Raw genomic sequence first — 20,611 nt, 5'->3', positions numbered from 1 at the left:
GGGTCAGGCTCGGAGATCCCAGAAGTCCTCGTGCCGGTGGAGGTACTTGGCGACGAAGGGACAGGTGGGCCTGACCTTGAACCCCGCCTCGCGGGCGTCGTTCAGCGCGAACTCAACGATCCGGTTGCCGTGCCCGTTGCCCCCGTGGCCCGGGTCCACCTCGGTGTGGTGCATGTCCACCACGTCCCCGTCGATCCGGTAGTCGATCAGGCCGATGAGCTCGTGCCCGTGGTGGAGCTCGTAGCGGTTGGCGGCGGCGTTGTTGGTCAACGTGAGGTTCTCCGTCATGGCTCGAGACTACCCCGCCGCGATGACGGCGACCGAGGCCCCGGTCAGCCGGACCAGCTCGTGGGGCGACAGCTCCACATCCAGCCCTCGCCGTCCTCCGGAGACCAGCACGGTGTCGTGGTCCATGGCGGAGGCGTCGACGACGGTGCGCAGGCTGCGCTTCTGCCCGAGCGGGCTGATGCCGCCGATGATCATGCCGGTGGAGCGCTCGGCGACGGCCGGAGCTGCCATGGCCAGGCGCTTGACCCCGACGGCGGTGGCGAGGGCCTTGAGGTCGAGGGTGGTGTCGACAGGAACGACCCCCACCACCAAGGCCGCGCCGTCGGAGGCGAGCAGCGTCTTGAACACCCGACGGGCCGGCACCCCGAGGGCGGTCGCGGCCTCGAGCCCGAAGCTGGTGGCCCGGGGATCGTGCACGTACTCATGCACCCGGTAGCTCACCCCGGCCGCGTCAAGCGCCTTCAACGCCGGTGTGGCTCCGTGTGGCTTGGTCATGTGTCCTCCTCCGGGCGGTGCGGATGGCCCCGATCGACGCGGCGATGACGGCGGCCATCGCCAACCACTCGATCGGGTGCAGCAATTCTCCCAGCACCACCCACGCGAACAGTGCCGCCGCTGCCGGTTCGAGGCTCATCAGGATGCCGAACGTGCCGGCCGCGATGCTGCGACGGGCACGCAGCTCCAGGCCGTAGGGGATGACGGTGCTGAGCAGCGCCACGAGCGAGATCACGACGAGCACCCGCGGGTCTCCCAGGGACCCGCCGGCGAGGGCGACGCCAGGACCCGCCAGGGCCGCGGCCCCGATCAGCGATCCGACCGTCAGCCCGCTGGTGCCCTCCCAGCGGCGGCCGAGCGGGCCGGCCAGGACGATGTAGCAGGCCCACAGTCCGCCCGCTCCCAGCGCGAGGGCGATGCCGATGAGGTCGGGCTCCGTCGGGCCTGAGCCCAGCAGTACGACGCCGCCGGCGGCCAGCGCCACCCAGATGAGATCCACCGCCCGCCGCGAGCCCAGCACCGCCAACCCGAGCGGGCCGACGAACTCGAGCGTGACGGCGAGGCCGATCGGGATCCGCGAGATGCTCAGGTAGATGAGGAGGTTCATCCCGGACAGGCACAACCCGTAGCCGGTGGCCACCAGCCAGTCCCCTCGGGACCGGCCCGAGACCCGCGGGCGGGCGATGAGCAGGAACACGAGGCTGGCGATGGCTGCACGCAGGAAGGCGAGCGTGGCGGGGTGTGCCGCGTCGAAGATGCCCTTCGCGAGGGCGGCCCCGAACTGCACCGACGCGATGGCGATCAACACCAGGACGACGGGGTGGATTCGGCTCACCCCGCGACACTATCGGGGCGCGTCTCAGCAGGTGAAGAGCGGGTTACCCGTCGCTACGGTGCCGCCTGCCACGTCGGAGACCGAGTCGGGCTCCGCGTCCATGACGACCACCACCACGGTCCTCGACATCGACGGGTCCGTCACGGAGGCCGGATCCCAGGCCACGATCGGTGTCCCTACCGTCACGTCGCTGCCCTGGTCGGCGAGCACCTCGAAACCCTGGCCGGCCAGCTTGACGGTGTTGATGCCGATGTGGACGAGGATCCCGATCTCCCCTCCCACGAGGAGGATGAAGGCGTGGGGACTGACCTTGAGCAGGGTTCCGTCAGCGGGGGCGACGACGACCTGGCGCCCTCCGTCGGGTTCGATCCCGACGCCCGGGCCTACGGTCTGGGCGCTGAACACGGGGTCCGCCACGTCGGTGATCGCGATGACCTGGCCGGCGCAGGGGGCGAGAATCTGCATCACACATGCTCCTTCGGATGTCGATGTGTTGCGCACCCTATCGCCGCCGGGGCCACGCTGCGCCGACGGGGGGCAACTCCCCTATCCTTGCCCGGAGCGGCTCGGCAGGGCCGGCCCCCCCGATCGAGGACGATGGCGATGTACTACGGCGGAGATTACAACCCGGAGCAGTGGCCCGAGGAGGTGTGGCTCGAGGACGTCCGCCTCATGCGTGAGGCGCGGGTGAATCTGGTCAGCGTCGGGATCTTCTCCTGGGCCAGGATCCAGCCCAGCGAGGGCGTGTTCGACTTCGTCTGGCTGGACAGGGTGCTCGACATTCTCCACGCGCACGGGATCGGTGTGTGCCTGGCCACGGCCACGGCCTCGCCGCCGCCGTGGCTCAGCATCACGTACCCCTCGGCGCTCCCCGAGGACCGTGACGGGTCCCGGTTCTGGCACGGCAGCCGCCAGGCCTACGCCCCCACCTCACCGGACTATCGGCGGCTGGCCGGGGAGTTGGTCGCCGCCATCGCCGGACGCTACGCGTCGCACCCGGCGGTGCAGTTGTGGCACGTCAACAACGAGTTCGGCTGCCACCTCCCCGCGGACTACTCCGACAACGCAGCCCGCGGCTTCCGCGTGTGGCTGGCCGAGCGCTACGCGGGCATCGAGGATCTCAACCGCGCCTGGGGCACCGCCTTCTGGTCCCAGCGTTACGGATCCTTCGACGAGATCGTCCCCCCGCGCAAGGCGCCCTACAGCCTCAATCCGGCCGGGGTGCTGGACTTCAAGCGCTTCACCTCCGACGCCCTTCTGGACCTGTACCTCATGGAGAAGGGCATCATTCGGGACGCAGGGGCCACGCAGCCCGTGACCACCAACTTCATGGGGGCGTTCGAGCCGCTGGACTACCACCGCTGGGCACCCCATCTGGACGTGATCTCCGACGACAGCTACCCGGATCCCAACGACCCCGACGCGTGGCGCTCGGCGGCATTCACCAGGGATCTGATCCGCTCACTCAAGCCGGACACGCCCTGGATCCTCATGGAGCAGGCGAGCAACGCGGTGAACTGGCGGCCCAGCAATGCGCCCAAGGCGCCCGGTGAGATGTCCGCCCTGAGCATGCAGGCCGTGGCACGTGGGGCGGACGGCGTGATGTTCTTCCAGTGGCGGCAGTCGAGCGCGGGTTCGGAGAAGTTCCACTCCGCGATGCTTCCCCATGCGGGCACGGGAACGCGGACGTGGCGCGAGGTCGTCGGTTTGGGCGCGGCGCTGGAGGAGTTGCCGCCTCTCGGCCGGCTTCGGGCACGGGTGGCGCTGGTCTACGACTGGGAGAACAGGTGGGCGATCGAGCAGCCGGACCATCCGGTGACGCTGGACTATCTGGCCCAGATCCAGCGCTGGCACTCGGCACTTCTCGATCTGGGCGTGCTGGTGGACGTCGTCGACGCGGAGGCGGACCTCGGCCACTACGACACCGTCTTCGCCCCCCTGCTCTACCTGCTCACCGAGCACGCCGCCCAAGGCATACTGTCCGTGCTGGAGCGGGGAGGCACCGTGGTGACGGGGCCCTTCAGTGACATCGTGGACGAACACGACAGGTTCCGTGCCGGTGGCTTCACCACTCTCCTCGGCGAGAGTTTCGGGATGCGCGTGACCGATTTCGGTGCCTTGGCGCTGACTCCGCCTGGCCAGCAGAGCGCACCAGTGGCGGGGTCACTCGGAAGATTCGAGGGCACGCACTGTGCGGAGGAGTTGACGGTGGACACCGCCGAGGTCCTGGCGAGCTTCGAGGGAGGCCGCGCGGACGCCAGGCCGGCCGTCACGATGCGCACGCTGGGCGCGGGGAGGGCCATCTACGTGGCGACCATCCCCGACGACGAGGGCCTGCGCTCCCTTGCGCGCCTGGCTGCCAGGCCCGTGGAGGCCGCCCCGGAGCCCGGCACGGAAGTCGTCCAGCGGGGCGATGTGACCTTCGTCATCGACCACGTCTCCCACTCCGTGACCATCACGTCCCACTGAATCCGGTCAGGGGGCGAACATCTCGTCGACGGCGTCCAGCACCCCGTCCGGGACCGCGGCGGACCCGGCGGCGGCATTCTGCGCCACCTGCTCCACCAGCGTCGCGCCGGCGATCACCGAGGTGATGGACGGCTGGCCGAGCAGCCACTGGACGGTCACCTCCAGCATCGTGTGACCGGCGCGTTCGCACAACCGCCGGTAGCGCTCGAGCAGATCCCAGTCCACGCCCGCCAGCTGGGCGGACTTGATGGAACGCATCCGCCCCTCGCCGCCACCGTCGCGGGTGTACTTGCCCGTGAGGAGTCCGTTGGCCAGCGGGAAGTAGGGGAAGACGCCGAGCCCCAGGTCCACGGCCGCCGGAAGAAGGTCGTTTTCGATGTCGCGGACCAGAAGCGAGTATTCGTTCTGGGCCGAAACGAAGGACTCGAGGCCCTCCGCCACGGCAATCTCTGCGGCCTCGCGCGCCATGTCCCCGGTGAAGTTGGAGTGCCCGATGAAGCGAACCTTGCCCTCGCCCACCAGGTCCGTCAGGACCTCCAGGGTCTCCTCAATGGGGGTCTCCGGATCCGGGGTGTGCATCTGCAGGAGGTCGATCCAGTCCGTCTGGAGCCGCGACAGGGAGGCCTCGACGGCCGAGCGGACATAGCGCCTCGCGCCCTTCGGGCCCCAAGCCTCGGAGCCGGGCATCGTGAAGTCCTGATGCCCGAATTTGGTGGCCATCACCACCTGATCCCGTTTGCCCCGCAGCGCAACGCCGAGGAACTCCTCGCTGCGTCCCGGGGCACCACCGTAGATGTCGGCGCCGTCGAAGAACGTGACTCCCTGGTCGATGGCTGCGCCGATGACCCGCACGCTCTGCTCAAGGGACTCCGTGGCGGTTCCCGGCCGGGAGAAGTTGTTGCACCCCATCCCGACGACGCTGACCTTCAACCCTGATGTGCCGACGCTGCGTTGCTCCATGGCCCCACCCTAGGCGCTGGTCGGCGGCTACCAGCAGCAGTAGCCTCCGTCGACCAGCAGGTCCGCACCTGTGATGTAGCTGGCTGCGGGACTCAGGAGGAACAGCACCGGACCGGCGATCTCTTCGGGGGTCGCCAACCGGCCCAGGGGTGTGCTGTCGGCGAACTCCAGCACAAGATCGGCCACCTCCGGGCGCTGGTTCATGGGCGTCAGTGTGTAGCCGGGGCTGACCGCGTTGACGCGGATCCCGAGGCCCGCCCACTCGACGGCGAGCGATTTCGTGAGGTGGATGACCGCTGCCTTGCCGGAGTTGTACTGCGCCTGCGTGAGGTTACGGTTGGCGATGTGGCCCGAGATCGAGGCGATGTTGACGATTCCTCCCCCCTCACCGTGTGCCTGCATGGCACGGGCCTGCGCCTGGCATGACCAGAACACGCCGTCGACATTGGTGGCGTAGACCGAGCGCCACTGGTCCGGTGTCAGCTCCAGCGCCGGGGTGCCCGCGCCGATGCCGGCGTTGTTGACGGCGAGGCGGAGCGGGCCCAGGCGCTCCTCCACGGAGGAAACGGCGGGCCCGGCCGCCTCAGGGTCACGGACATCCCACGCGACGGGGACCCCGAGGCCTCCGACGTCGGAGATGAGGCCCAGGGTCTCGGTGAGGCTCTCCTCGGCTCGCGCGCTGCAGGCGACGCGGGCGCCGGCCTCGGCGAGCGCCACGGCGATCGCCTGGCCGATGCCCTTGGAGGCACCGGTGACCAGGGCGACCTGGTCACGCAGGGAGAACGAGACGGTCACGATGTCAGTAGTTGATCATGTGACCGGCGATGCCCTCCACCGCCTCCTTGATGGCCTCCGACAGCGTGGGGTGAGCGTGGATGTTGCGGCTGATGTCTTCCGCCGTGAGGTCGTAGGCCTGCGCGAGCGTGAGCTCGGGCAGCAACTCGGTGACATCCGGGCCGATCATGTGGGCGCCCAGGAGCTCGTTGTAACGGGCGTCCGCGACGATCTTGACGAAGCCGACCCCCTCCCCCAGACCCCACGCCTTGCCGTTGGCGGCGAAGGGGAACTTGGACACCTTGACGTCGTAGCCCTTGTCCTTGGCCTGCTGCTCGGTGTAGCCGAAGGAGGCGATCTGCGGCTGGCAGTAGGTGGCACGCGGGATCATGTCGTAGTTGATGGGATGGGTCTCCGCGCCGGCGATGGTTTCGGCGGCCACAACGCCCTGCGCCTCGGCGGTGTGGGCCAGCATCATCTTGCCGGTGCAGTCCCCGATGGCGTAGATGTGGGGCACCGAGGTGCGCATGTAGTCGTCGATGGCGATCGCCTTGCGATCCGTCAACGTCACGCCCGTGGCCTCGAGGCCGAAGCCGTCCACCCGGGGGGCGAAACCGATGGCCGAGAGGAACCGGTCAGCCTCCAGGACCTTCTGCTCTCCGCCGGCGGCGGGGCTGACCGTCACCTTGACTCCGGTTCCGGTGTCTTCGATCCCCTCGACCTTGGTGGAGGTCAGGACGGTGACGCCGAGCTTCTTGTATGCCTTGGCCAGCTCGGCGGAGATCTCCGCGTCCTCGGTGGGGACCATCCGGTCCAGGTACTCGACGATGGTCACCTTCGTGCCGAACTGGCTGAGCACGAACGCGAACTCGGTGCCGATGGCGCCCGAGCCGCCGATGATGATCGACCCCGGCACGTCGTCGGCGAGGATCTGCTCCTCGTAGGTCACGACGTTGGCGGAGAGCTGCGTGCCCGGGAGCAGCCGCGTGGTGGCGCCGGCCGCGATGATGGCGTTTGTGAAGGTGAGTGTCTGCTTCTGGCCGTCGTTGCCGGCCACCTCGATCCGGTGGTCGTCAAGGAAGGTGCCCCAGCCGTCGATCTCGGTGATCTTGTTCTTCTTCATCAGGTAGTGGATGCCCTTGGTCATGCGCTCCGAGACCTGACGGCTGCGCTTGAACGCCTTGCCGTAGTTGAAGCTCACCTGCCCCTCGATGCCGAAGGTGTCCGCCTCGTGGGTGAAGATGTGCGCCAGTTCGGCGTTGCGCAGGAGCGACTTGGTGGGGATGCAGCCGATGTTGAGGCACACCCCGCCCCAGTACTGCTTCTCGATCACGGCTACCTTGAGTCCCAGCTGGGAGGCGCGGATGGCGGCCACATAACCGCCGGGGCCGGCACCGAGGACGACGACGTCATATTCAGAGCTCATGGCGCCCACTCTAGTGCCCTGGTGGCACCCCACCGCTGCCCTCTTCTCCAAACCTGTGACGCTATCTCACCCGTGAGATAACCTGACCCGATGAGCGCAACGAGCAAGTCCATCGGACGCATGATCCGCGAGGCCCGCCTCGCCCGGGGATGGTCGCAGCAGAGGCTGGCAGACGAGCTGGGCACCGTCCAGAGCGCGGTCCACCGCATCGAGAACGGGCAGCAGAACCTCTCGCTCAGCATGATCACCCGCCTGGCGGAGGCGCTCGAGATGCCGTTGATCCAGACGGCCACTCAGGGCAACGTGAACTTCGAGATCCAGGGCCCGACAAAGCTGTCGGGCGACATCGACGTGCGGACCAGCAAGAACGCGGCCATGGCCATCCTGTGCGCCAGCCTGCTCAATCAGGGCCGCACGGTCCTGCGGGGCATCGCCAGGATCGAGGAGGTGGACCGCATCAGTGAGGTGCTGACCTCCATCGGGGTGAACCTCACCTGGATCGGCGACAACGACCTGGAGATCATCCGCCCGGCCGAACTCAGGCCGGAGAACATCGACGCCCGGGCCGCCAAGCGCACCCGCAGTATCCTGATGCTGCTGGGACCGCTGATGCACGACTTCGACCAGTTCCTCCTCCCGTACGCGGGCGGCTGCGACCTGGGTGCCCGAACCGTCCATCCGCACATGTCTGCGCTCCACAAGATGGGCCTGACAGTTGAAGCGACCGAGGGCAACTACCACGCCGTCGTCGAGAAGATCCCGGACGGGGAGCGCTCCATCACCCTGATCGAGCGCGGAGACACCGTCACCGAGAACGCCATCATGGCCGCCGCCCGCACCCCCGGAATCACCACGTTGCGCAACGCCTCCGGCAATTACATGGTCCAGGACCTGTGCTTCTACCTCCAGCAGTTGGGCGTCACCATCGAGGGGGTCGGCACCACCACCCTGACCGTCACGGGTCAGGAGCACATCGAGGCCGACGTCGAATACCACATCTCGGAGGACCCGATCGAGGCGATGAGCCTGCTCACCGCCGGAATCGTGACCAGGTCGGAGATCACGGTGCGGCGCTGCCCCATCGAGTTCCTCGAGGTGGAGTTCGCGATCCTGGACGAGATGGGCCAACGCCTGGAACTCTCCGAGGAGTACCGCAGCCGCAACGGCAAGACACGCCTTGTCGACGTGACGGTCAAGCCGTCGGACCTTACCGCCCCCCTGGACAAGATCCACCCGATGCCGTTCCCGGGGCTCAACATCGACAACCTGCCGTTCTTCGCAGTCATCTGCGCCACCGCGACGGGCCAGAGCGTCATCTACGACTGGGTCTACGACAACCGGGCCATCCACCTGAAGAAGCTCTCCGATCTGGGCGCCAACATCCAGCTGATGGACGCACATCGGCTGCTGATCCTGGGCCCCACCAAGTGGCGGGCCCGCGAGGTCGAGTCCCCGCCGGCGCTGCGGCCCGCGGTCTGCCTGTTGCTGGCCGCCCTGGCGGCCCGCGGGACCACGAACCTGATGGACGTCTATGTGATCAACCGGGGTTACGAGGATCTTCCCCAGAGGCTCAACAAGCTGGGCGCGAGCATCAATGTGTTCTGGGGCACGCCGGACACCGACGACTGAGGGCTTCGCTCACCCCACGCGACGGGCCTCGAACACGTGCCGCGGGGCCACGATGTCAGACTGCGCATCCACCAGGCGGAGCTCGGGGTGCCCGGCGGTGGTGGTGGCCTCGAGGACCGAGTACACGATCGAGGCCGTGGCACCCAACGCGGCGCCCACATCGCGCGTGCGCAACCAGTGGGCCAGGAACATGGCGGTGGTGAGGTCACCCGATCCGGTGAACTTGCGGTCCAGGACCGGGGTCTCCACCTGCCACGCCCCGTCGGGGCCGACACCGATCATGCGCATGGCGTCCGCGGATGCGTCGGAGCCCACCACCGAGGTCACGACGACCACCTGAGGGCCGCGGGCTCGCAGTTCCGCGATCGCTGTGAGGACGTCCGCGGTGGTGTGCGTGGGATGTCCCGTGAGGAACTCCAGCTCGAACAGGTTGGGAGTCATGATGTCGGCGCGCTGGACCACGTGGTCGCGCCAGAACTCCGGGATCCCGGGCCGGGCATAGAAACCCCGGTCGACGTCGCCCATCACCGGATCCGCGCAGAAGACGGCCCCGGGGCTCTGCGCCTTGATCAGCTCGGCCGTGTCCAGGATGACCTGCCCCACCTCGGGTGTGCCCTGGTAGCCGCACAGCAGCGCGTCGACGACACCGAGGACGCCACGCTCGTCGATTCCCTGCACAACCTCCCACACGTCGGAGGCTGGGATCAGGGGTCCTCGCCACGCCCCGTAGCCGGTGTGGTTGGAGAAGTTGACGGTGTAGACAGGCCAGACGTCGACCCCCGCGCGCTGGAGCGGGAAGACTGCGGAGGAGTTTCCGGCGTGGCCGTAGGCGACAGCGGACTGGATGGAGACAACCGTGGTCATTGGCACATCTTTGCACTCGCAGCGAAACCCACAGTCAGGACACTAAACTGCCACCCTATGGCCGGTGTGCACGAGGACTACCTGTCCCCCCAGTTCATCCCGATGGCCCACCGCGGCGGTGCACTGCTGACCGCGAACCTGGGCATCGAGAACACGGTGCGCGCCTTCACCAATGCCGTCGCCCTCGGCTTCCGTTATCTGGAGACCGATGTGCACGCCACCATCGACGGCCACCTCGTCGCGTTCCACGACGATGATGTCTCCCGCGTGACGGATGAGGCCGGCTCGCTGAGGTCCCTGCGGTTGAAGGAGCTGCAGAGCCTGAGGGTGGGCGGACGCGAGCCGATCCCCACGTTGGCCGAGTTGTTCGAGACGTTTCCCTCGTGCAGCTTCAACATCGACATCAAGCATGTGACGGCCGTGGTGCCCCTGGCCGAATGCATCCGCAGACATGGCGCGGAGCGGCGTGTCTGCGTGGGCTCCTTTTCCCGTTCGGCCATCCGCCGGTTCCGGTCGATACTCCCCCAGGTCCCCACGGCGGTGTCCCGCACGGGCGTGGCCGCCATGGCACTGACGGCCGTCATGCTGGGCGGCCCCGTGTTCCAGGTGCCGCTCAACCACCCGGTCGGGCCGGTGATGATGGACATCGTCACACCGCGGAACATCGCCAGAATCCACCGTGCAGGACGGAAGATCCACGTGTGGACCATCGACGAGCCGACTACGATGCACCGTCTGATCGACTGGGGCGTCGACGGCATCGTCACGGATCGGCCGGATTTGCTCAAAGAGGTTCTCCGGGCTCGGGGGATGTGGTCTACTCGATAACGGCTGAGGAACGAATCGGCGCCCCGGTTCGTTGGTGAAGCAGACGAAGGAGGCAAACATGGCTGATCGTGCGCTGCGCGGCATGGGGCTGGGCTCCAAGACGTTCGAAGACGAGCAGGGCATCGAATTCGCCGAGCGCCGGAAGCTGGCGTTCGACTGCCCGAAGGATCACCATTTCACGGTGACCTTCGCCCTGGAAGCGGAACTCCCCACCGAGTGGGAGTGCAAGAAGTGTGGATCGATCGCGGTGCGTTCTGACGGTGTGGTGGGCGAGGAGAAGCAGACCAAACCGGCACGCACCCACTGGGACATGCTGCGGGAGCGTCGCTCGATCCCGGAGCTCGAAGACATCCTCAACGAGCAGCTGACCAAGCTGCGCGAGTCCGACAGGATCTACTGACCCTTTCCCCGATCACGGTCCGCGGGCCGGTCGTCCTCGACGACCTCCCCGCGGATCGTGTCGTTTTCGTTGCTCGACGGGTCGATGACCGGGATCCAGGTCACCGTTTCGGTCACCACGTCGCCTCGGATGACGGTGGGCGCCGCGCCTGAGCGCTGCATCGTCTTGGAGGCCCACCACGCGATGCCCGACCGGATGAAGGGGCGCGTGAACGGTAGCAGCAGAAGCAGTCCGGCCACGTCCGTGAGCAGGCCAGGCACGACGAGCAGCACGCCGCCCATCAACACCAGCGATGCGTCGGCCAACTGGCCAGATGGCAGCTGCCCGGAGGTCAGCGCCGCTGACAGGGCGCCCCAGGCCTTCCGCCATTCACGCTGAAGGAGGTAGATGCCCAGCACGGTGGTGGCCGAGAGGATAGCCAACGTCCACCAACCGATTTCGCCGGCGACCCACAGGATGGCGGCGATCTCCGCGAAGACGAGGCCGAAGACCGTCAGTCCCATGAGCGCGAGCCGTAGGGCTCCCTTGCGCGGATCCACGGCGCTCACGCGGCCTTTCGGCCGGTGATCGCACGCCTGACGCCCCCGGTGAGCTGACCCAGCCGGTGGTCGATGCCCCAGAGTGTGGTCCGGATCAACGCCTCGATCACGATGCTGCGGCTCATCTTGGAATCCCCGAACTCCCGCTCCACGAACTCGATCGGGACCTCGACGACGGTGAAGCCGGCCTTGAGGGCTCGCCACACCAGGTCGATCTGGAAGCAGTACCCGGCCGAGGCCACCTCATCGAGGCTGATGCCGCGCAGCGTGGACGCCCGGTAGGCGTTGAAGCCGCCGGTGGCGTCCTTGACCGGGATGCCCAGCCACAGGCGCGTCCACAGCGAGCCGCCCTTCGAGATGAACTCGCGCGACTTCGGCCAGTTGACCACAGAGCCGCCCTTGACCCAGCGCGAGCCCTTGACCATGTCCGCGCCCGCGCTGATGGCGCGCAGCAGCCTCGGCAACTCCTCGGGCTGGTGGGAGCCGTCGGCGTCGTGCGAGATCAGCACGCCGAAGCCCTCGTCGAGGCCCCAGTGGAAACCGGCCAGGTAGGCGGCGCCCAGGCCTTCCTTCCCCTTGCGGTGCATCACGTGGATCTGTTCGTCGGCCTCCGCCAGCCGGTCCGCAATAGCTCCGGTGCCGTCCGGGGAGTTGTCGTCCGCGACGAGGATGTGGGCCTGCGGGACGGCCCGGCGGATCCTGGTGGCGATGCTCTCGATGTTCTGTGACTCGTTGTAGGTCGGGATGATCACGAGAACTCGCTCGAGCGCGTCCTGACTGGTCATGGAACACTTCTTTCCTGTTGTGGTGTCTCTGCCATGCTACCGGGCCCTACCTCGGCGCGGCCCCAGGGCGGCGCCGATGCCACCGGCGGTTGCTGCCACGGCAACCCACGCCAGCCAGGGGCTGAGCAGCACCGAGAGGTTGACGTTGGTGCGCAGCGGGAGGGAGGTGAGCACGCTGTCCGCCTGGTATTCGGCGGTGACCTCCTGCACGCGCCCACGGGTGTCGACGACCGCGGAGAGCGAGTTGAGTGTGGAGACCGCCACCTCGCGGCCCAGTTCCATCGCCCGGACGCGGTTGATGACCAGCTGCTGGTGCGGCTCGAACGTGCCGGCGTAGGTGTTGGTGTTGGACTGCGACACGACCACCTGCGCCCCGTGCCGGACCAGGTCGTAGGAGGTGTCGTCGTAGGCCAGCTCGAAACAGATGATGGTGCCTACCACGAGGTCCGGGAACCGTTCCGTGGGGGCCGACACCACTCCGGGCCCCTCCCCCGGGATCGATTGCCGGCCGATCTGCTCAAGGATCGGGAGCCGGGGCAGCAGGACGTCGCGGAAGGGGATCCATTCGCCGAAGGGAACCAGGTCTCGTTTGTGGTAGACGGCACCCGGACCGGTGTCGGGATGCCACCAGATGCTGGAGGTCTGACGCGAGTCCGGTACCGGCCCGTCGGTGACGGCCCCCACGAAGACGGGCGCCCCAGCCAGCCGCACGGAGAGCTCGACGAGGCCTCGCGTGGCGGCGTCGGCCTCCGGATCCACATCGGTGGCGTTCTCGGGCCACAACACGAAGTCAACCTCGTGGCCGCCCACGCGGGCCTCGGAAAGCGCGAAGATGGTCTCGCTGAGCGCATTGTTGGTGACGGAGCGGGCGTAGGTGCCGGTGCCCTTCTCAGCCCGGTTGACGGCCGGCTGAACCATGGCCACCTTCACCTCGTCGACCGGCTCGGACTGCGGCACCAGGTGCGCGAGTCCCCCCAGCGCGAATACACCGGCGACCCCCGCCAGCGCCACCGTCCGCCGGCTGGGCGACGACCAGGCCAGAAGAAGCGCTTGCGCCACCAACGCCACCAGGTAGCCGACCCCGGTGACGCCCACCCAGGCGAGCAGACCCGACATGGGTTGGTCCACCGTCGTGTAGCCGAGCCGCGCCCAGGAGAATCCTCCGAACGGCACCTTGCCGGAGACGTACTCCACCGCCACCCACGCGGCGGGCACCAGGAGCGGCCATGCGCGGAGCTTGAGCAGCCACGACACCGCGAGCGCGAGCACCCCCCACCACAGCGACAGGAACGCCACCAACGCCACGCCCACGCCCACCCCCAGGACCGAGATCCAGGACACCGTCAGCGTGTTCATCGCCAGGCCGGCGAGGTAGCCGAGGCCGAAGGCGGAGCGGGGCCGACGATCCACCATCAGCCAGGTGAACAGCGCCACGCCGATCAGTGTCGCCGGCCAGATCCCCATCGGCGCCTGTCCCGCGCCGGTGAGCAGCCCGGACCCGACGGCCAGCGCCGCGGACACCAGGAACGGCAGCGGCGGGCGGGTGATCACGAGGCCCAAGAGTACCCGGCCCGGGTCTGAGGACACTGTGTCAGGATGGCGGGATGAGCACGTTGATGGCCTTCGACACGTCCTACCTGTACTTCCGGGCGTTCTTCGGGGTGCCCTCCACCTTCCGGGCCCTCGACGGGCGGCCGGTCAACGCGGTGCGGGGCACGCTGGACTTCATCGCGCGTCTCGCCAACCAGTACGCCCCGGACAGCCTTGTGTGCGCCTGGGACGACGACTGGCGACCCGACTGGCGGGTGGACCTGCTCCCGAGCTACAAGGCACACCGGGTCGTCCAGTTGGCCGACGGCGAGGCGGAGCTCGTTGACGACGACCTGAGCCGGCAGGTGCCGCTGATCCGCGACTGCCTCGAGTCGTTGGGCATCCCTGTCGTGGGTGTGGCGCAGCACGAGGCCGACGATGTGCTGGCCTCGTTGGCCCGTCAGCATGCGGGCACGAGTCTGGTGGTGACCGGGGACCGCGACCTCTTCCAACTCGTCGACGACCACACGAGCGTTGTCTATGTGGCGCGCGGGGTGGCCAGTCACGAGCTGGTCACGCCGGAGTGGATGGCGGCGAAGTACGCCCTGGCTCCGGAGAGGTACGTGGACTTCGCCGTCCTGCGCGGTGACCCCTCCGACGGGCTCCCTGGGGTCAAGGGCATCGGCGAGAAGAGTGCCACCACGCTCGTGGCCGCTTACCCCTCCCTGGAGGCGATGGTCGCGGCCGCCGTCGACCCGGGCTCAGGCATGTCGCCGTCGGTGCGCTCCAAGCTGTTGGCAGACGTCGACTACCTGGCGAGGGCACGCGAGGTGGTGACCTGCGTCGACACGCTCCCGATGCCGGACCTGACCCGCTCCCCCGTGGACGATCAGCGGTGGGATGCCCTGGCCGAGAACCTGGCGCTCGGCGGCGCCGCGACCCGGATCCGGGCGCTCATCGCTTAGCGTGCAGCACGTAGAGCGACGAGCTGGCCAGCAGGTTGGCCGCCACGTTGCCCAGCCGTCGTGCCCTTCCCGAGGCATCCAGCGCGATGCGTGAATCGATCACCATGTCCAGCCCGGCGAAGAGCGGCTCCAGGTCCGGCAGCGACGAGTGGTGCAGATTCGGGGTGTCGTACCACTCGAACGGCAGGTCGCGCGACATCGGCATCCGCCCCGACAGCAGCCGCAGCCGGTTGCGCCAGTGGGCGAAGTTGGGCATCGAGACCACCGAATGGACGGCGATCCGGCCGATCTCCCGTAGGACCTCGCGGGGCTTGCGCACGGTCTGCAGCGTCCGCGAGAGGACGACGAAGTCGTAGCTGTCGTCGCCGAACTCCCCCAGCTGCGTGTCGAGGTTGAGCTGGATCACGTCGACGCCGCTGCGCATCGCGGCCACCAGGTTGCCCGGATCCATGTCGACGCCGGTCCCGGAGCATCCCTTGAGCGTGAGCAGGCGCAGCAGCTCGCCGTCGCCGCAGCCGAGATCCAGGACGCGGGAGCCTTCGGGGATCAGCTTGGTGATCAGCCACAGGTCCGGCCGCAGGGTGTCGCTCATACCAACTCCTCCGCGGCGCGCTCCAGGTAGGCCCGCACCGTGGCGTGATAATCGGGGACGTCCAGGAGGAACGAGTCGTGGCCCCACCGGGAGGCGATCTCCCGGAACGAGGTGGGCAGCTTGGCGCCCTCCAGATGCCTGACGATCCTGCGGGAGTGCTCGGTGGAGAATCGCCAGTCAGTGTCGAAGCTCACGATGAGGAAGCGGACCGGATCGTCGATGAGCGCCGCCAGGGCGTCCTCATCCGCGAAGGGATCGAAGTAGTCCATCACCCGGGTGAGATAGAGGTAGCTGAGGGCATCGAATCGTGAGAGGAACCGCTCCCCCTGATGCTCGAGGTAGCTCTCGACGGCGAAGTCCACGCCGAAGTTCTTGGCGAGTTCGCCGCGTTGGGCGGTCCGCCCGAACTTCTCCTCGAATCCGGTCTCCGAGAGGTAGGTGATGTGGGCCATCATCCGGGCCACGGAGAGCCCCTTGCGGGGTGAGGTCCCCGCAATGAGGAAGCGTCCGTCCAGGAAGTGCGAGTCGCGCATGATCGCCTGCCGCCCCACGGCGGAGAACGCGATGTTCTGGGCGGTGAGCCGTGAGGAGGCGGCGAAGATCAGTGCTCGGCCCAGCTCCGTGGGATGGGTCATCGCCCATTGGAGAACCTGCATGCCGCCGAGCGAGCCGCCCACGGCGGCGGCGAACCGTTCGATGCCCAGGTGCCGGGCGAGGCCGCGGTGCACCTCGACGAAGTCCGCCATGTCCAGGAGGGGGAAGTCCAGGCCGTAGGGATCGCCCGTCTCCGGGTTCGTCGACGACGGACCCGTGGTGCCCTGGCAGCCACCCAGGAGATTGGAGCAGACCACGAACCAGACGTTCGTGTCGATGGGCTTGCCGGGGCCGATCATCGTGTCCCACCAGCCCGGCCGGGTCTCGCCCTCGTGATATCCGGCCGCGTGGGCGTCGCCGGTGAGCGCGTGACAGATGTAGACGGCGTTGCTGCGCTCAGCGTTGAGGGTGCCGTAGGTCTCGTAGGCCACATCGACGATGCCCAGCGTGGCGCCGCTGCGGAGGATCAGCGGGCGATCCGGGTCGAAGACCCGGATCGACGACGTCTCCACCACTCCGAGGCTGGTTCCGAGGGGGCCGTTCACGCCCCCATTGTTGCGCAACCCGGAGGAGATCAGAGACCGGAGACGCCCAGGAGGAGGCCGATCGAGTAGGTGGTGGCCAGCGCGAGCATCCCGCCCGTCACGACTCGGAGCACCGCACGGCCGGCCGGCGCGCCGCCGAGCTTCGCGCCTAACCCGCCCGTGATGGCCAGCGCCACCAGCACCGCGACCACCGTCACCGGGATGCGCAGCGGGATGGGGGCGAGGAGGATCGTCAGCAGCGGCAGAATAGCGCCGGCGAGGAACGCGACCGCCGACGCCAGAGCCGCGTGCCATGGATTGACGATCTCGTCCTCGGCCAGATGGAAGCGCTGGGAGAGGTGGGCCTTCACGGCGTGCCCCTCGCCGATCTCCTCCACCACCTTCTCAGCAGTGGCCTTCGTGAGGCCCTGGCGCTGATACGCGGCCACGAGTTCCTCGTCGGCCGCGCGACGATCGGAGGTCAGGAGGATGCGCAGGGACGCGATCAGCGAGCGCTGCGAATCCGCTGCGCTGGACACCGAGACGTACTCGCCCAACGCCATCGAGATGGCCCCTGCCACCACCGCGGCGACACCGGCGAGCAGGACAGGGGTGACGGTGCTGGTCGCGGCCGCGACACCCACCACGGTGGCCGAGATGGACACGATGCCGTCATTGGCGCCGAGGACACCGGCGCGCAGCCAGTTCAGCCGGCCGGACAGCTCAGCCGACTCGACGGGGTTCGGGGCGACGGTCAGACTCATGTCATTATTCGACACCCGTTTCGGCGGCGAGTCCATGCAGGAAAGGCTACCCTGACAAGCACGATCGCACGCCTAGGAGGACCAATGAGCGACCCGGTCACCAACCCCGACGACACCCCCGTCGTCGACGACAGCGAGCTCACCCGACGCCAGACCGACGGGCCGGACGGCGGGGAGCATCTGCACTCCTCCGACCATTCGATCGCCGAGGAGGACATCGAGGCGGATCGGCGTCACCAGCAGTCGACGCCGACCCAGCACTAGCGGTCCTCTCAGGTTGGCCCACCGGTGCCAGGGCAGCCGCCTCAGTGGGTCAGGGATTGCTGGTCAGGTCCAGATACAACCCTTCGAGACGGCCGGCGCCCCTTCGCGGGCTGCCCTCCTCAGGGAGCGAAATGACGGCCGGCGCCGCTCCGCGGACGGCCCTCCTCAGGCGACGGATTGGACGGGTCACGCCGCTAGACAGGCCGCAGCCTGAGCTCGGTCCCTGAGGGTCCCGCGTCGCGAAGCGACCGCAGGACGTCTCGAAGGGTCGATAACCGCACATAGACACAAGGGTGAGGAACGGCAGGGCGGCACTGCGCAGCGGTGCCCAACCCGAGGATCACCCAACCGGCATCCCGCCCAAGCAGACCCGACCCCAACGCCGTCCTGCCGGCCCACGCCCGGGACCTGGCAACGCCACAGGGAGGACGAGTGCGGGGAGACGCGAGACGATGCCCGGGCGGCCTCCACAACCCGACCACCGACCCAGACGGCCGAGACATCGAGACCCTGGACAACGGCCGCCCGGACATCGACTCACGGCTCCCCGCACCCGACCACGAGATCCGCATGAAGGTGGCAGTCGCAACCCTTCGAGACGGGCCACGCCGCTCCGCGGGCGGCCCTCCTCAGGGAGCGAAAGGACGGGCCACGCCGCGCGGGCGGCCCTCCTCAGGGAGCGGGTAGGTGGCCTTCTGCGGGAACGGTACCCGCCCCCACTCCCGCGACTCACTCAGATTCGGTCCAACGCCTGGGTGAGATCCGCCAGGATGTCGTCGATGTGTTCGATGCCCACGGACAACCGCACCATCTCGGCCGGCACGCCTGCGGAGGCAAGTTCTTCGTCGGAGAGCTGCGAGTGGGTGGTCGACGCGTTGTGGATGGCCAGCGACTTCGCGTCGCCGATGTTGGCGAGGTGGCTGAACAACTCCAGAGCCTCCACCAGCCGGGTGCCGGACTCGCGGCCACCTTGCACGCCGAACGAGACGAGGCCACCGAAGCCGCCCTTGAGGATGCGCGTGGCGATCTCGTGGGTGGTGCTGGACTCGAGGCCCGGGTAGTTGACCCAGGACACCTTGGGGTGCGCGGTCAGGAAGTTGGCCACCGCGAGCGCGTTCTCGCTGTGACGCTCCATCCTCAGATGGAGCGTCTCGATGCCCTGCAGCAGGAGGAACGAGTTCATGGGAGCGATCGCCGCGCCGGTGTTGCGCAGCAGTACGGTGCGGGCCCGGATCACGTAGGCGGCGGGGCCGGCCGCGTCGGTCCACACCACACCGTGGTACGCCGCATCCGGCTGCGTCAGGCCGGGGAAACGGTCGCTGTGCGCGGCCCAGTCGAAGCGCCCGGAGTCCACCAGCACTCCGCCCAGCGAGGTGCCGTGGCCGCCCAGGTACTTCGTGGCGGAGTGCACCGAGATGTCCACGCCGTGGTCGAACACCCGGGTGAGGTGGGGGGTGGGCACTGTGTTGTCGACGATGAACGGCAGGCCCAGGGCGTGCGCCGCCTCGGACCAGGCATCCAGATCGATGACGTTGAGCGCGGGATTGCCCACCGTCTCACCGAAGACCAGCTTGGTGTGGGCATCGACGTGCTGGGCCAGCTCCTCCGGCTTGCCTGGATCGACGAAGCGGGCCTCGATGCCGAACTGCTTGAGCGTGTGGGCGAAGAGCGCGTAGGTGCCGCCGTAGAGCGTCGACAGCGCGACGATGTTGTCGCCCGAGTAGGTGAGGTTGAGCACGGCGTAGGTGATCGCCGCGGCACCGGACGCGGTGGCCAGGGCCCCGACGCCGCCCTCGAGCGCGTTGACGCGCGCCTCGAGGACACTCTGGGTGGGGTTCATCAAGCGGGTGTAGATGTTGCCGGGGCGGGCGAGGGCGAAGAGGTCTGCGGCGTGCTGGGCGTCGTCGAAGACGTAGCTGGTGGTCTGGTAGATAGGCACGGCGCGGGCGTTCGTGGCCGAATCAGCGGTCTCCTGACCGGCGTGGACGGCGAGCGTTTCGGGGCGGTAGGTCATCGGTGACTCCTCGTGGGCCAGGTGTTGTCCCACCAAACTAGTGGCCGCGCGAAACTCCCGGGGAGGGTGTCCGTTACGCCGTCAGCGCACGGTCGCGGCGCGGAGGATCACCTCGGCAAGGTCCCCGGCCCGGCTGACCTGGGGCCAGTGGCCGGACTCCAGATCCACATAACCGGCGTGCTGGAGTTTGCGCAGCTCGCTGACGGGGGCGAAGCCCTGCTCGGACCAGGACCGCAGCTCGTCCGCGGAGTACTCGGTGCAGACGTTGACCACGGGGATCCGGTAGCGCCTGTCGTCGCTCAGTTCCTGGATGCCCAGGGCGTACTGCCCTGGCGCCGGGGTCATGTGGCCCTCGAGCTCGGCCTTGGCGGACTCGTCGAGGTCTGCGGTGTCAGGGCCGTCGAACGCGGCCCACCCCACGAAGGGGAGGACGCCGTCGACGGGCTCGAAGCCGTCCAGGATGGGCGAGCCGTGCGGGATCGGGAAGCCGCCCACCAGCACCACGCAGCCCACCCTGTCCGGCCGTCGGTCCGCGGCCGCCCAGGCCGCCGCGCACCCGGCAGAGTGACCGACGAGGATGACGTGGTCGGCGGAATTGTCGATCTCGGTGACCACCGCCGCCACCAGATCGCCGTAGGTCACCGCGGCGGGATCCTGTCCGTCGTGGCCCGGCGGGGTCAGGGCCACGACGCGATGGCCCGCCCTCTCAAGGAAAGGCACCACCCGGGACCATGACGAGCCGTCCAGCCAGAGGCCTGGGATGAGAATGATGTCCATGGGCCACCTCCTGCCAAGAACGCTAGCCCGGCGGGTGCGGGTCGTGTCGGTTTCGGCAGGATCGGGGGTGCCTCAGCACTCGACGACGTTCACGGCCAGCCCGCCCGCACTGGTCTCCCTGCTCTTACTGTGCATGTCAAAGACTGGTCTGGCGCATCGTCGCGATCACCGCGTCGAGGGAAACGATGTGGCGACCGTCCCCGTGGAGTCCTACGTCTGGTCGTAGGAAGTGGCCCCCCTGCATTTCGTATACCCCAACCCGTATAGGCTATGTGAACCACCACTTCTTCGGAGG

22 protein-coding genes are annotated in these 20,611 nt (G+C 68.2%); 6 read left to right on the top strand and 16 right to left on the bottom strand.

Features of this window, described 5'->3' with window-relative positions:
- Window positions 1–3: 3 nt before the first annotated feature.
- Genes H5398_RS10520 through H5398_RS10505 form a run of 4 tightly spaced genes read right to left on the bottom strand, consistent with a single transcriptional unit; the run spans window position 4 to window position 2,083 of the window.
- The gene (locus tag H5398_RS10520) at window positions 4–288 is read right to left on the bottom strand and encodes a GNAT family N-acetyltransferase (RefSeq protein WP_182782806.1); all 285 of its coding nucleotides are present in this window, start codon (window positions 286–288) and stop codon (window positions 4–6) included.
- 9 nt (window positions 289–297) lie between these two features.
- The gene (ybaK, locus tag H5398_RS10515) at window positions 298–783 is read right to left on the bottom strand and encodes a Cys-tRNA(Pro) deacylase (RefSeq protein WP_182782805.1); all 486 of its coding nucleotides are present in this window, start codon (window positions 781–783) and stop codon (window positions 298–300) included.
- Window positions 740–1,618 carry an EamA family transporter gene (locus H5398_RS10510; protein ID WP_182782804.1) on the bottom strand — a complete coding sequence of 293 codons (879 nt, stop codon included), beginning with the start codon at window positions 1,616–1,618 and terminating at the stop codon, window positions 740–742. Before H5398_RS10510 ends, ybaK begins: the two co-directional genes overlap by 44 nt.
- Window positions 1,619–1,642: 24 nt before the next feature.
- Window positions 1,643–2,083, bottom strand: a complete 441-nt coding sequence (locus H5398_RS10505; RefSeq protein WP_220489313.1) for a PTS glucose transporter subunit IIA — start codon at window positions 2,081–2,083, stop codon at window positions 1,643–1,645.
- 138 nt (window positions 2,084–2,221) lie between these two features.
- Here H5398_RS10505 and H5398_RS10500 point away from each other — a divergent pair, with 138 nt between their 5' ends.
- Complete coding sequence (locus tag H5398_RS10500; protein ID WP_182799962.1) at window positions 2,222–4,087, top strand: beta-galactosidase; 1,866 nt, start codon at window positions 2,222–2,224, stop codon at window positions 4,085–4,087.
- Window positions 4,088–4,093: 6 nt separating this feature from the next.
- Here the strand turns inward: H5398_RS10500 and H5398_RS10495 are convergent, their stop codons facing one another.
- From H5398_RS10495 to lpdA, 3 genes are read right to left on the bottom strand one after another with little or no spacing between them, the layout of a single operon-like run.
- Window positions 4,094–5,047, bottom strand: a complete 954-nt coding sequence (locus H5398_RS10495; RefSeq protein ID WP_182799961.1) for an aldo/keto reductase — start codon at window positions 5,045–5,047, stop codon at window positions 4,094–4,096.
- A gap of 27 nt (window positions 5,048–5,074) precedes the next feature.
- Entirely contained in the window at window positions 5,075–5,842 is a 768-nt protein-coding gene (locus tag H5398_RS10490) for a glucose 1-dehydrogenase (RefSeq protein WP_220489312.1), read from the bottom strand.
- Window positions 5,843–5,846: 4 nt separating this feature from the next.
- Window positions 5,847–7,247 carry a dihydrolipoyl dehydrogenase gene (lpdA, locus tag H5398_RS10485; protein ID WP_182782801.1) on the bottom strand — a complete coding sequence of 467 codons (1,401 nt, stop codon included), beginning with the start codon at window positions 7,245–7,247 and terminating at the stop codon, window positions 5,847–5,849.
- 90 nt (window positions 7,248–7,337) lie between these two features.
- On the opposite strand from lpdA, the gene H5398_RS10480 reads away from it, so the two are divergent.
- Window positions 7,338–8,876, top strand: coding sequence for a UDP-N-acetylglucosamine 1-carboxyvinyltransferase (locus H5398_RS10480; RefSeq protein WP_182782800.1), 1,539 nt, complete (start codon window positions 7,338–7,340; stop codon window positions 8,874–8,876).
- A 9-nt stretch (window positions 8,877–8,885) separates the two neighbouring features.
- Here the strand turns inward: H5398_RS10480 and pdxY are convergent, their stop codons facing one another.
- On the bottom strand, window positions 8,886–9,740 hold the full coding sequence (gene pdxY / locus H5398_RS10475) for a pyridoxal kinase PdxY (RefSeq protein ID WP_182782799.1): 855 nt from the start codon (window positions 9,738–9,740) through the stop codon (window positions 8,886–8,888).
- 57 nt (window positions 9,741–9,797) lie between these two features.
- On the opposite strand from pdxY, the gene H5398_RS10470 reads away from it, so the two are divergent.
- Both H5398_RS10470 and H5398_RS10465 read left to right on the top strand, forming a co-directional pair.
- Window positions 9,798–10,568: a glycerophosphodiester phosphodiesterase gene (locus H5398_RS10470; protein WP_182782798.1), complete on the top strand. Its 771-nt coding sequence runs from the start codon at window positions 9,798–9,800 to the stop codon at window positions 10,566–10,568.
- Window positions 10,569–10,626: 58 nt separating this feature from the next.
- Window positions 10,627–10,968: an RNA polymerase-binding protein RbpA gene (locus H5398_RS10465; protein ID WP_182782797.1), complete on the top strand. Its 342-nt coding sequence runs from the start codon at window positions 10,627–10,629 to the stop codon at window positions 10,966–10,968.
- Here H5398_RS10465 and H5398_RS10460 read toward each other — a convergent pair.
- The 3 genes from H5398_RS10460 to lnt are packed head-to-tail and all read right to left on the bottom strand — an operon-like array spanning window position 10,962 to window position 13,843.
- Window positions 10,962–11,516 (bottom strand): FxsA family protein, encoded by a 555-nt coding sequence (locus H5398_RS10460; protein ID WP_182782796.1) that lies wholly within the window; start codon window positions 11,514–11,516, stop codon window positions 10,962–10,964. The genes H5398_RS10465 and H5398_RS10460 overlap by 7 nt on opposite strands.
- The gene (locus H5398_RS10455) at window positions 11,513–12,292 is read right to left on the bottom strand and encodes a polyprenol monophosphomannose synthase (RefSeq protein WP_182782795.1); all 780 of its coding nucleotides are present in this window, start codon (window positions 12,290–12,292) and stop codon (window positions 11,513–11,515) included. The genes H5398_RS10460 and H5398_RS10455 overlap by 4 nt, the downstream gene beginning before the upstream one ends.
- Before the next feature lie 36 nt (window positions 12,293–12,328).
- Window positions 12,329–13,843: an apolipoprotein N-acyltransferase gene (lnt, locus tag H5398_RS10450; RefSeq protein ID WP_182799960.1), complete on the bottom strand. Its 1,515-nt coding sequence runs from the start codon at window positions 13,841–13,843 to the stop codon at window positions 12,329–12,331.
- 53 nt (window positions 13,844–13,896) lie between these two features.
- Here lnt and H5398_RS10445 point away from each other — a divergent pair, with 53 nt between their 5' ends.
- A complete protein-coding gene (locus tag H5398_RS10445) occupies window positions 13,897–14,787 on the top strand; it encodes a 5'-3' exonuclease (protein WP_255443661.1) in 891 nt (296 codons plus the stop codon).
- On the opposite strand, the gene metW is transcribed toward H5398_RS10445, so the two are convergent.
- From metW to H5398_RS10430, 3 genes are read right to left on the bottom strand one after another with little or no spacing between them, the layout of a single operon-like run.
- On the bottom strand, window positions 14,777–15,379 hold the full coding sequence (metW, locus tag H5398_RS10440) for a methionine biosynthesis protein MetW (protein ID WP_182799959.1): 603 nt from the start codon (window positions 15,377–15,379) through the stop codon (window positions 14,777–14,779). The two genes, H5398_RS10445 and metW, sit on opposite strands and share 11 nt — an antisense overlap.
- Window positions 15,376–16,518: a homoserine O-acetyltransferase gene (locus H5398_RS10435; RefSeq protein ID WP_182799958.1), complete on the bottom strand. Its 1,143-nt coding sequence runs from the start codon at window positions 16,516–16,518 to the stop codon at window positions 15,376–15,378. Before H5398_RS10435 ends, metW begins: the two co-directional genes overlap by 4 nt.
- Before the next feature lie 29 nt (window positions 16,519–16,547).
- Window positions 16,548–17,261, bottom strand: a complete 714-nt coding sequence (locus tag H5398_RS10430; RefSeq protein ID WP_182782791.1) for a VIT1/CCC1 transporter family protein — start codon at window positions 17,259–17,261, stop codon at window positions 16,548–16,550.
- Window positions 17,262–17,345: 84 nt separating this feature from the next.
- Between H5398_RS10430 and H5398_RS10425 the strand changes: the two genes are divergently transcribed.
- Window positions 17,346–17,525 carry a hypothetical protein gene (locus H5398_RS10425; RefSeq protein ID WP_182799957.1) on the top strand — a complete coding sequence of 60 codons (180 nt, stop codon included), beginning with the start codon at window positions 17,346–17,348 and terminating at the stop codon, window positions 17,523–17,525.
- A gap of 733 nt (window positions 17,526–18,258) precedes the next feature.
- On the opposite strand, the gene H5398_RS10420 is transcribed toward H5398_RS10425, so the two are convergent.
- Together H5398_RS10420 and H5398_RS10415 are read right to left on the bottom strand one after the other, a co-directional pair.
- On the bottom strand, window positions 18,259–19,539 hold the full coding sequence (locus H5398_RS10420; RefSeq protein WP_182799956.1) for an O-acetylhomoserine aminocarboxypropyltransferase/cysteine synthase family protein: 1,281 nt from the start codon (window positions 19,537–19,539) through the stop codon (window positions 18,259–18,261).
- Window positions 19,540–19,620: 81 nt separating this feature from the next.
- On the bottom strand, window positions 19,621–20,316 hold the full coding sequence (locus H5398_RS10415; protein ID WP_182782788.1) for an alpha/beta hydrolase: 696 nt from the start codon (window positions 20,314–20,316) through the stop codon (window positions 19,621–19,623).
- Between the last annotated feature and the right edge of the window lie 295 nt (window positions 20,317–20,611).

This window comes from Tessaracoccus sp. MC1679, from assembly GCF_014164775.1.
In the GTDB taxonomy this organism is placed as follows: domain Bacteria; phylum Actinomycetota; class Actinomycetes; order Propionibacteriales; family Propionibacteriaceae; genus Arachnia.
This window is presented reverse-complemented; position numbering and strand designations above follow the sequence as displayed.

Bases quoted from the DNA above. Each gene is read 5' to 3' on its own strand.
- H5398_RS10420 (WP_182799956.1), bottom strand. From the start codon at position 19,539: ATGACCTACCGCCCCGAAACGCTCGCCGTCCACGCCGGTCAGGAGACC.
- H5398_RS10415 (WP_182782788.1), bottom strand. From the start codon at position 20,316: ATGGACATCATTCTCATCCCAGGCCTCTGGCTGGACGGCTCGTCATGG.
- ybaK (WP_182782805.1), bottom strand. From the start codon at position 783: ATGACCAAGCCACACGGAGCCACACCGGCGTTGAAGGCGCTTGACGCG.
- H5398_RS10505 (WP_220489313.1), bottom strand. From the start codon at position 2,083: ATGCAGATTCTCGCCCCCTGCGCCGGCCAGGTCATCGCGATCACCGAC.
- H5398_RS10495 (WP_182799961.1), bottom strand. From the start codon at position 5,047: ATGGAGCAACGCAGCGTCGGCACATCAGGGTTGAAGGTCAGCGTCGTC.
- metW (WP_182799959.1), bottom strand. From the start codon at position 15,379: ATGAGCGACACCCTGCGGCCGGACCTGTGGCTGATCACCAAGCTGATC.
- H5398_RS10520 (WP_182782806.1), bottom strand. From the start codon at position 288: ATGACGGAGAACCTCACGTTGACCAACAACGCCGCCGCCAACCGCTAC.
- H5398_RS10455 (WP_182782795.1), bottom strand. From the start codon at position 12,292: ATGACCAGTCAGGACGCGCTCGAGCGAGTTCTCGTGATCATCCCGACC.
- H5398_RS10500 (WP_182799962.1), top strand. From the start codon at position 2,222: ATGTACTACGGCGGAGATTACAACCCGGAGCAGTGGCCCGAGGAGGTG.
- lpdA (WP_182782801.1), bottom strand. From the start codon at position 7,247: ATGAGCTCTGAATATGACGTCGTCGTCCTCGGTGCCGGCCCCGGCGGT.
- H5398_RS10465 (WP_182782797.1), top strand. From the start codon at position 10,627: ATGGCTGATCGTGCGCTGCGCGGCATGGGGCTGGGCTCCAAGACGTTC.
- pdxY (WP_182782799.1), bottom strand. From the start codon at position 9,740: ATGACCACGGTTGTCTCCATCCAGTCCGCTGTCGCCTACGGCCACGCC.
- H5398_RS10445 (WP_255443661.1), top strand. From the start codon at position 13,897: ATGAGCACGTTGATGGCCTTCGACACGTCCTACCTGTACTTCCGGGCG.
- H5398_RS10430 (WP_182782791.1), bottom strand. From the start codon at position 17,261: ATGAGTCTGACCGTCGCCCCGAACCCCGTCGAGTCGGCTGAGCTGTCC.
- H5398_RS10425 (WP_182799957.1), top strand. From the start codon at position 17,346: ATGAGCGACCCGGTCACCAACCCCGACGACACCCCCGTCGTCGACGAC.
- H5398_RS10480 (WP_182782800.1), top strand. From the start codon at position 7,338: ATGAGCGCAACGAGCAAGTCCATCGGACGCATGATCCGCGAGGCCCGC.
- H5398_RS10470 (WP_182782798.1), top strand. From the start codon at position 9,798: ATGGCCGGTGTGCACGAGGACTACCTGTCCCCCCAGTTCATCCCGATG.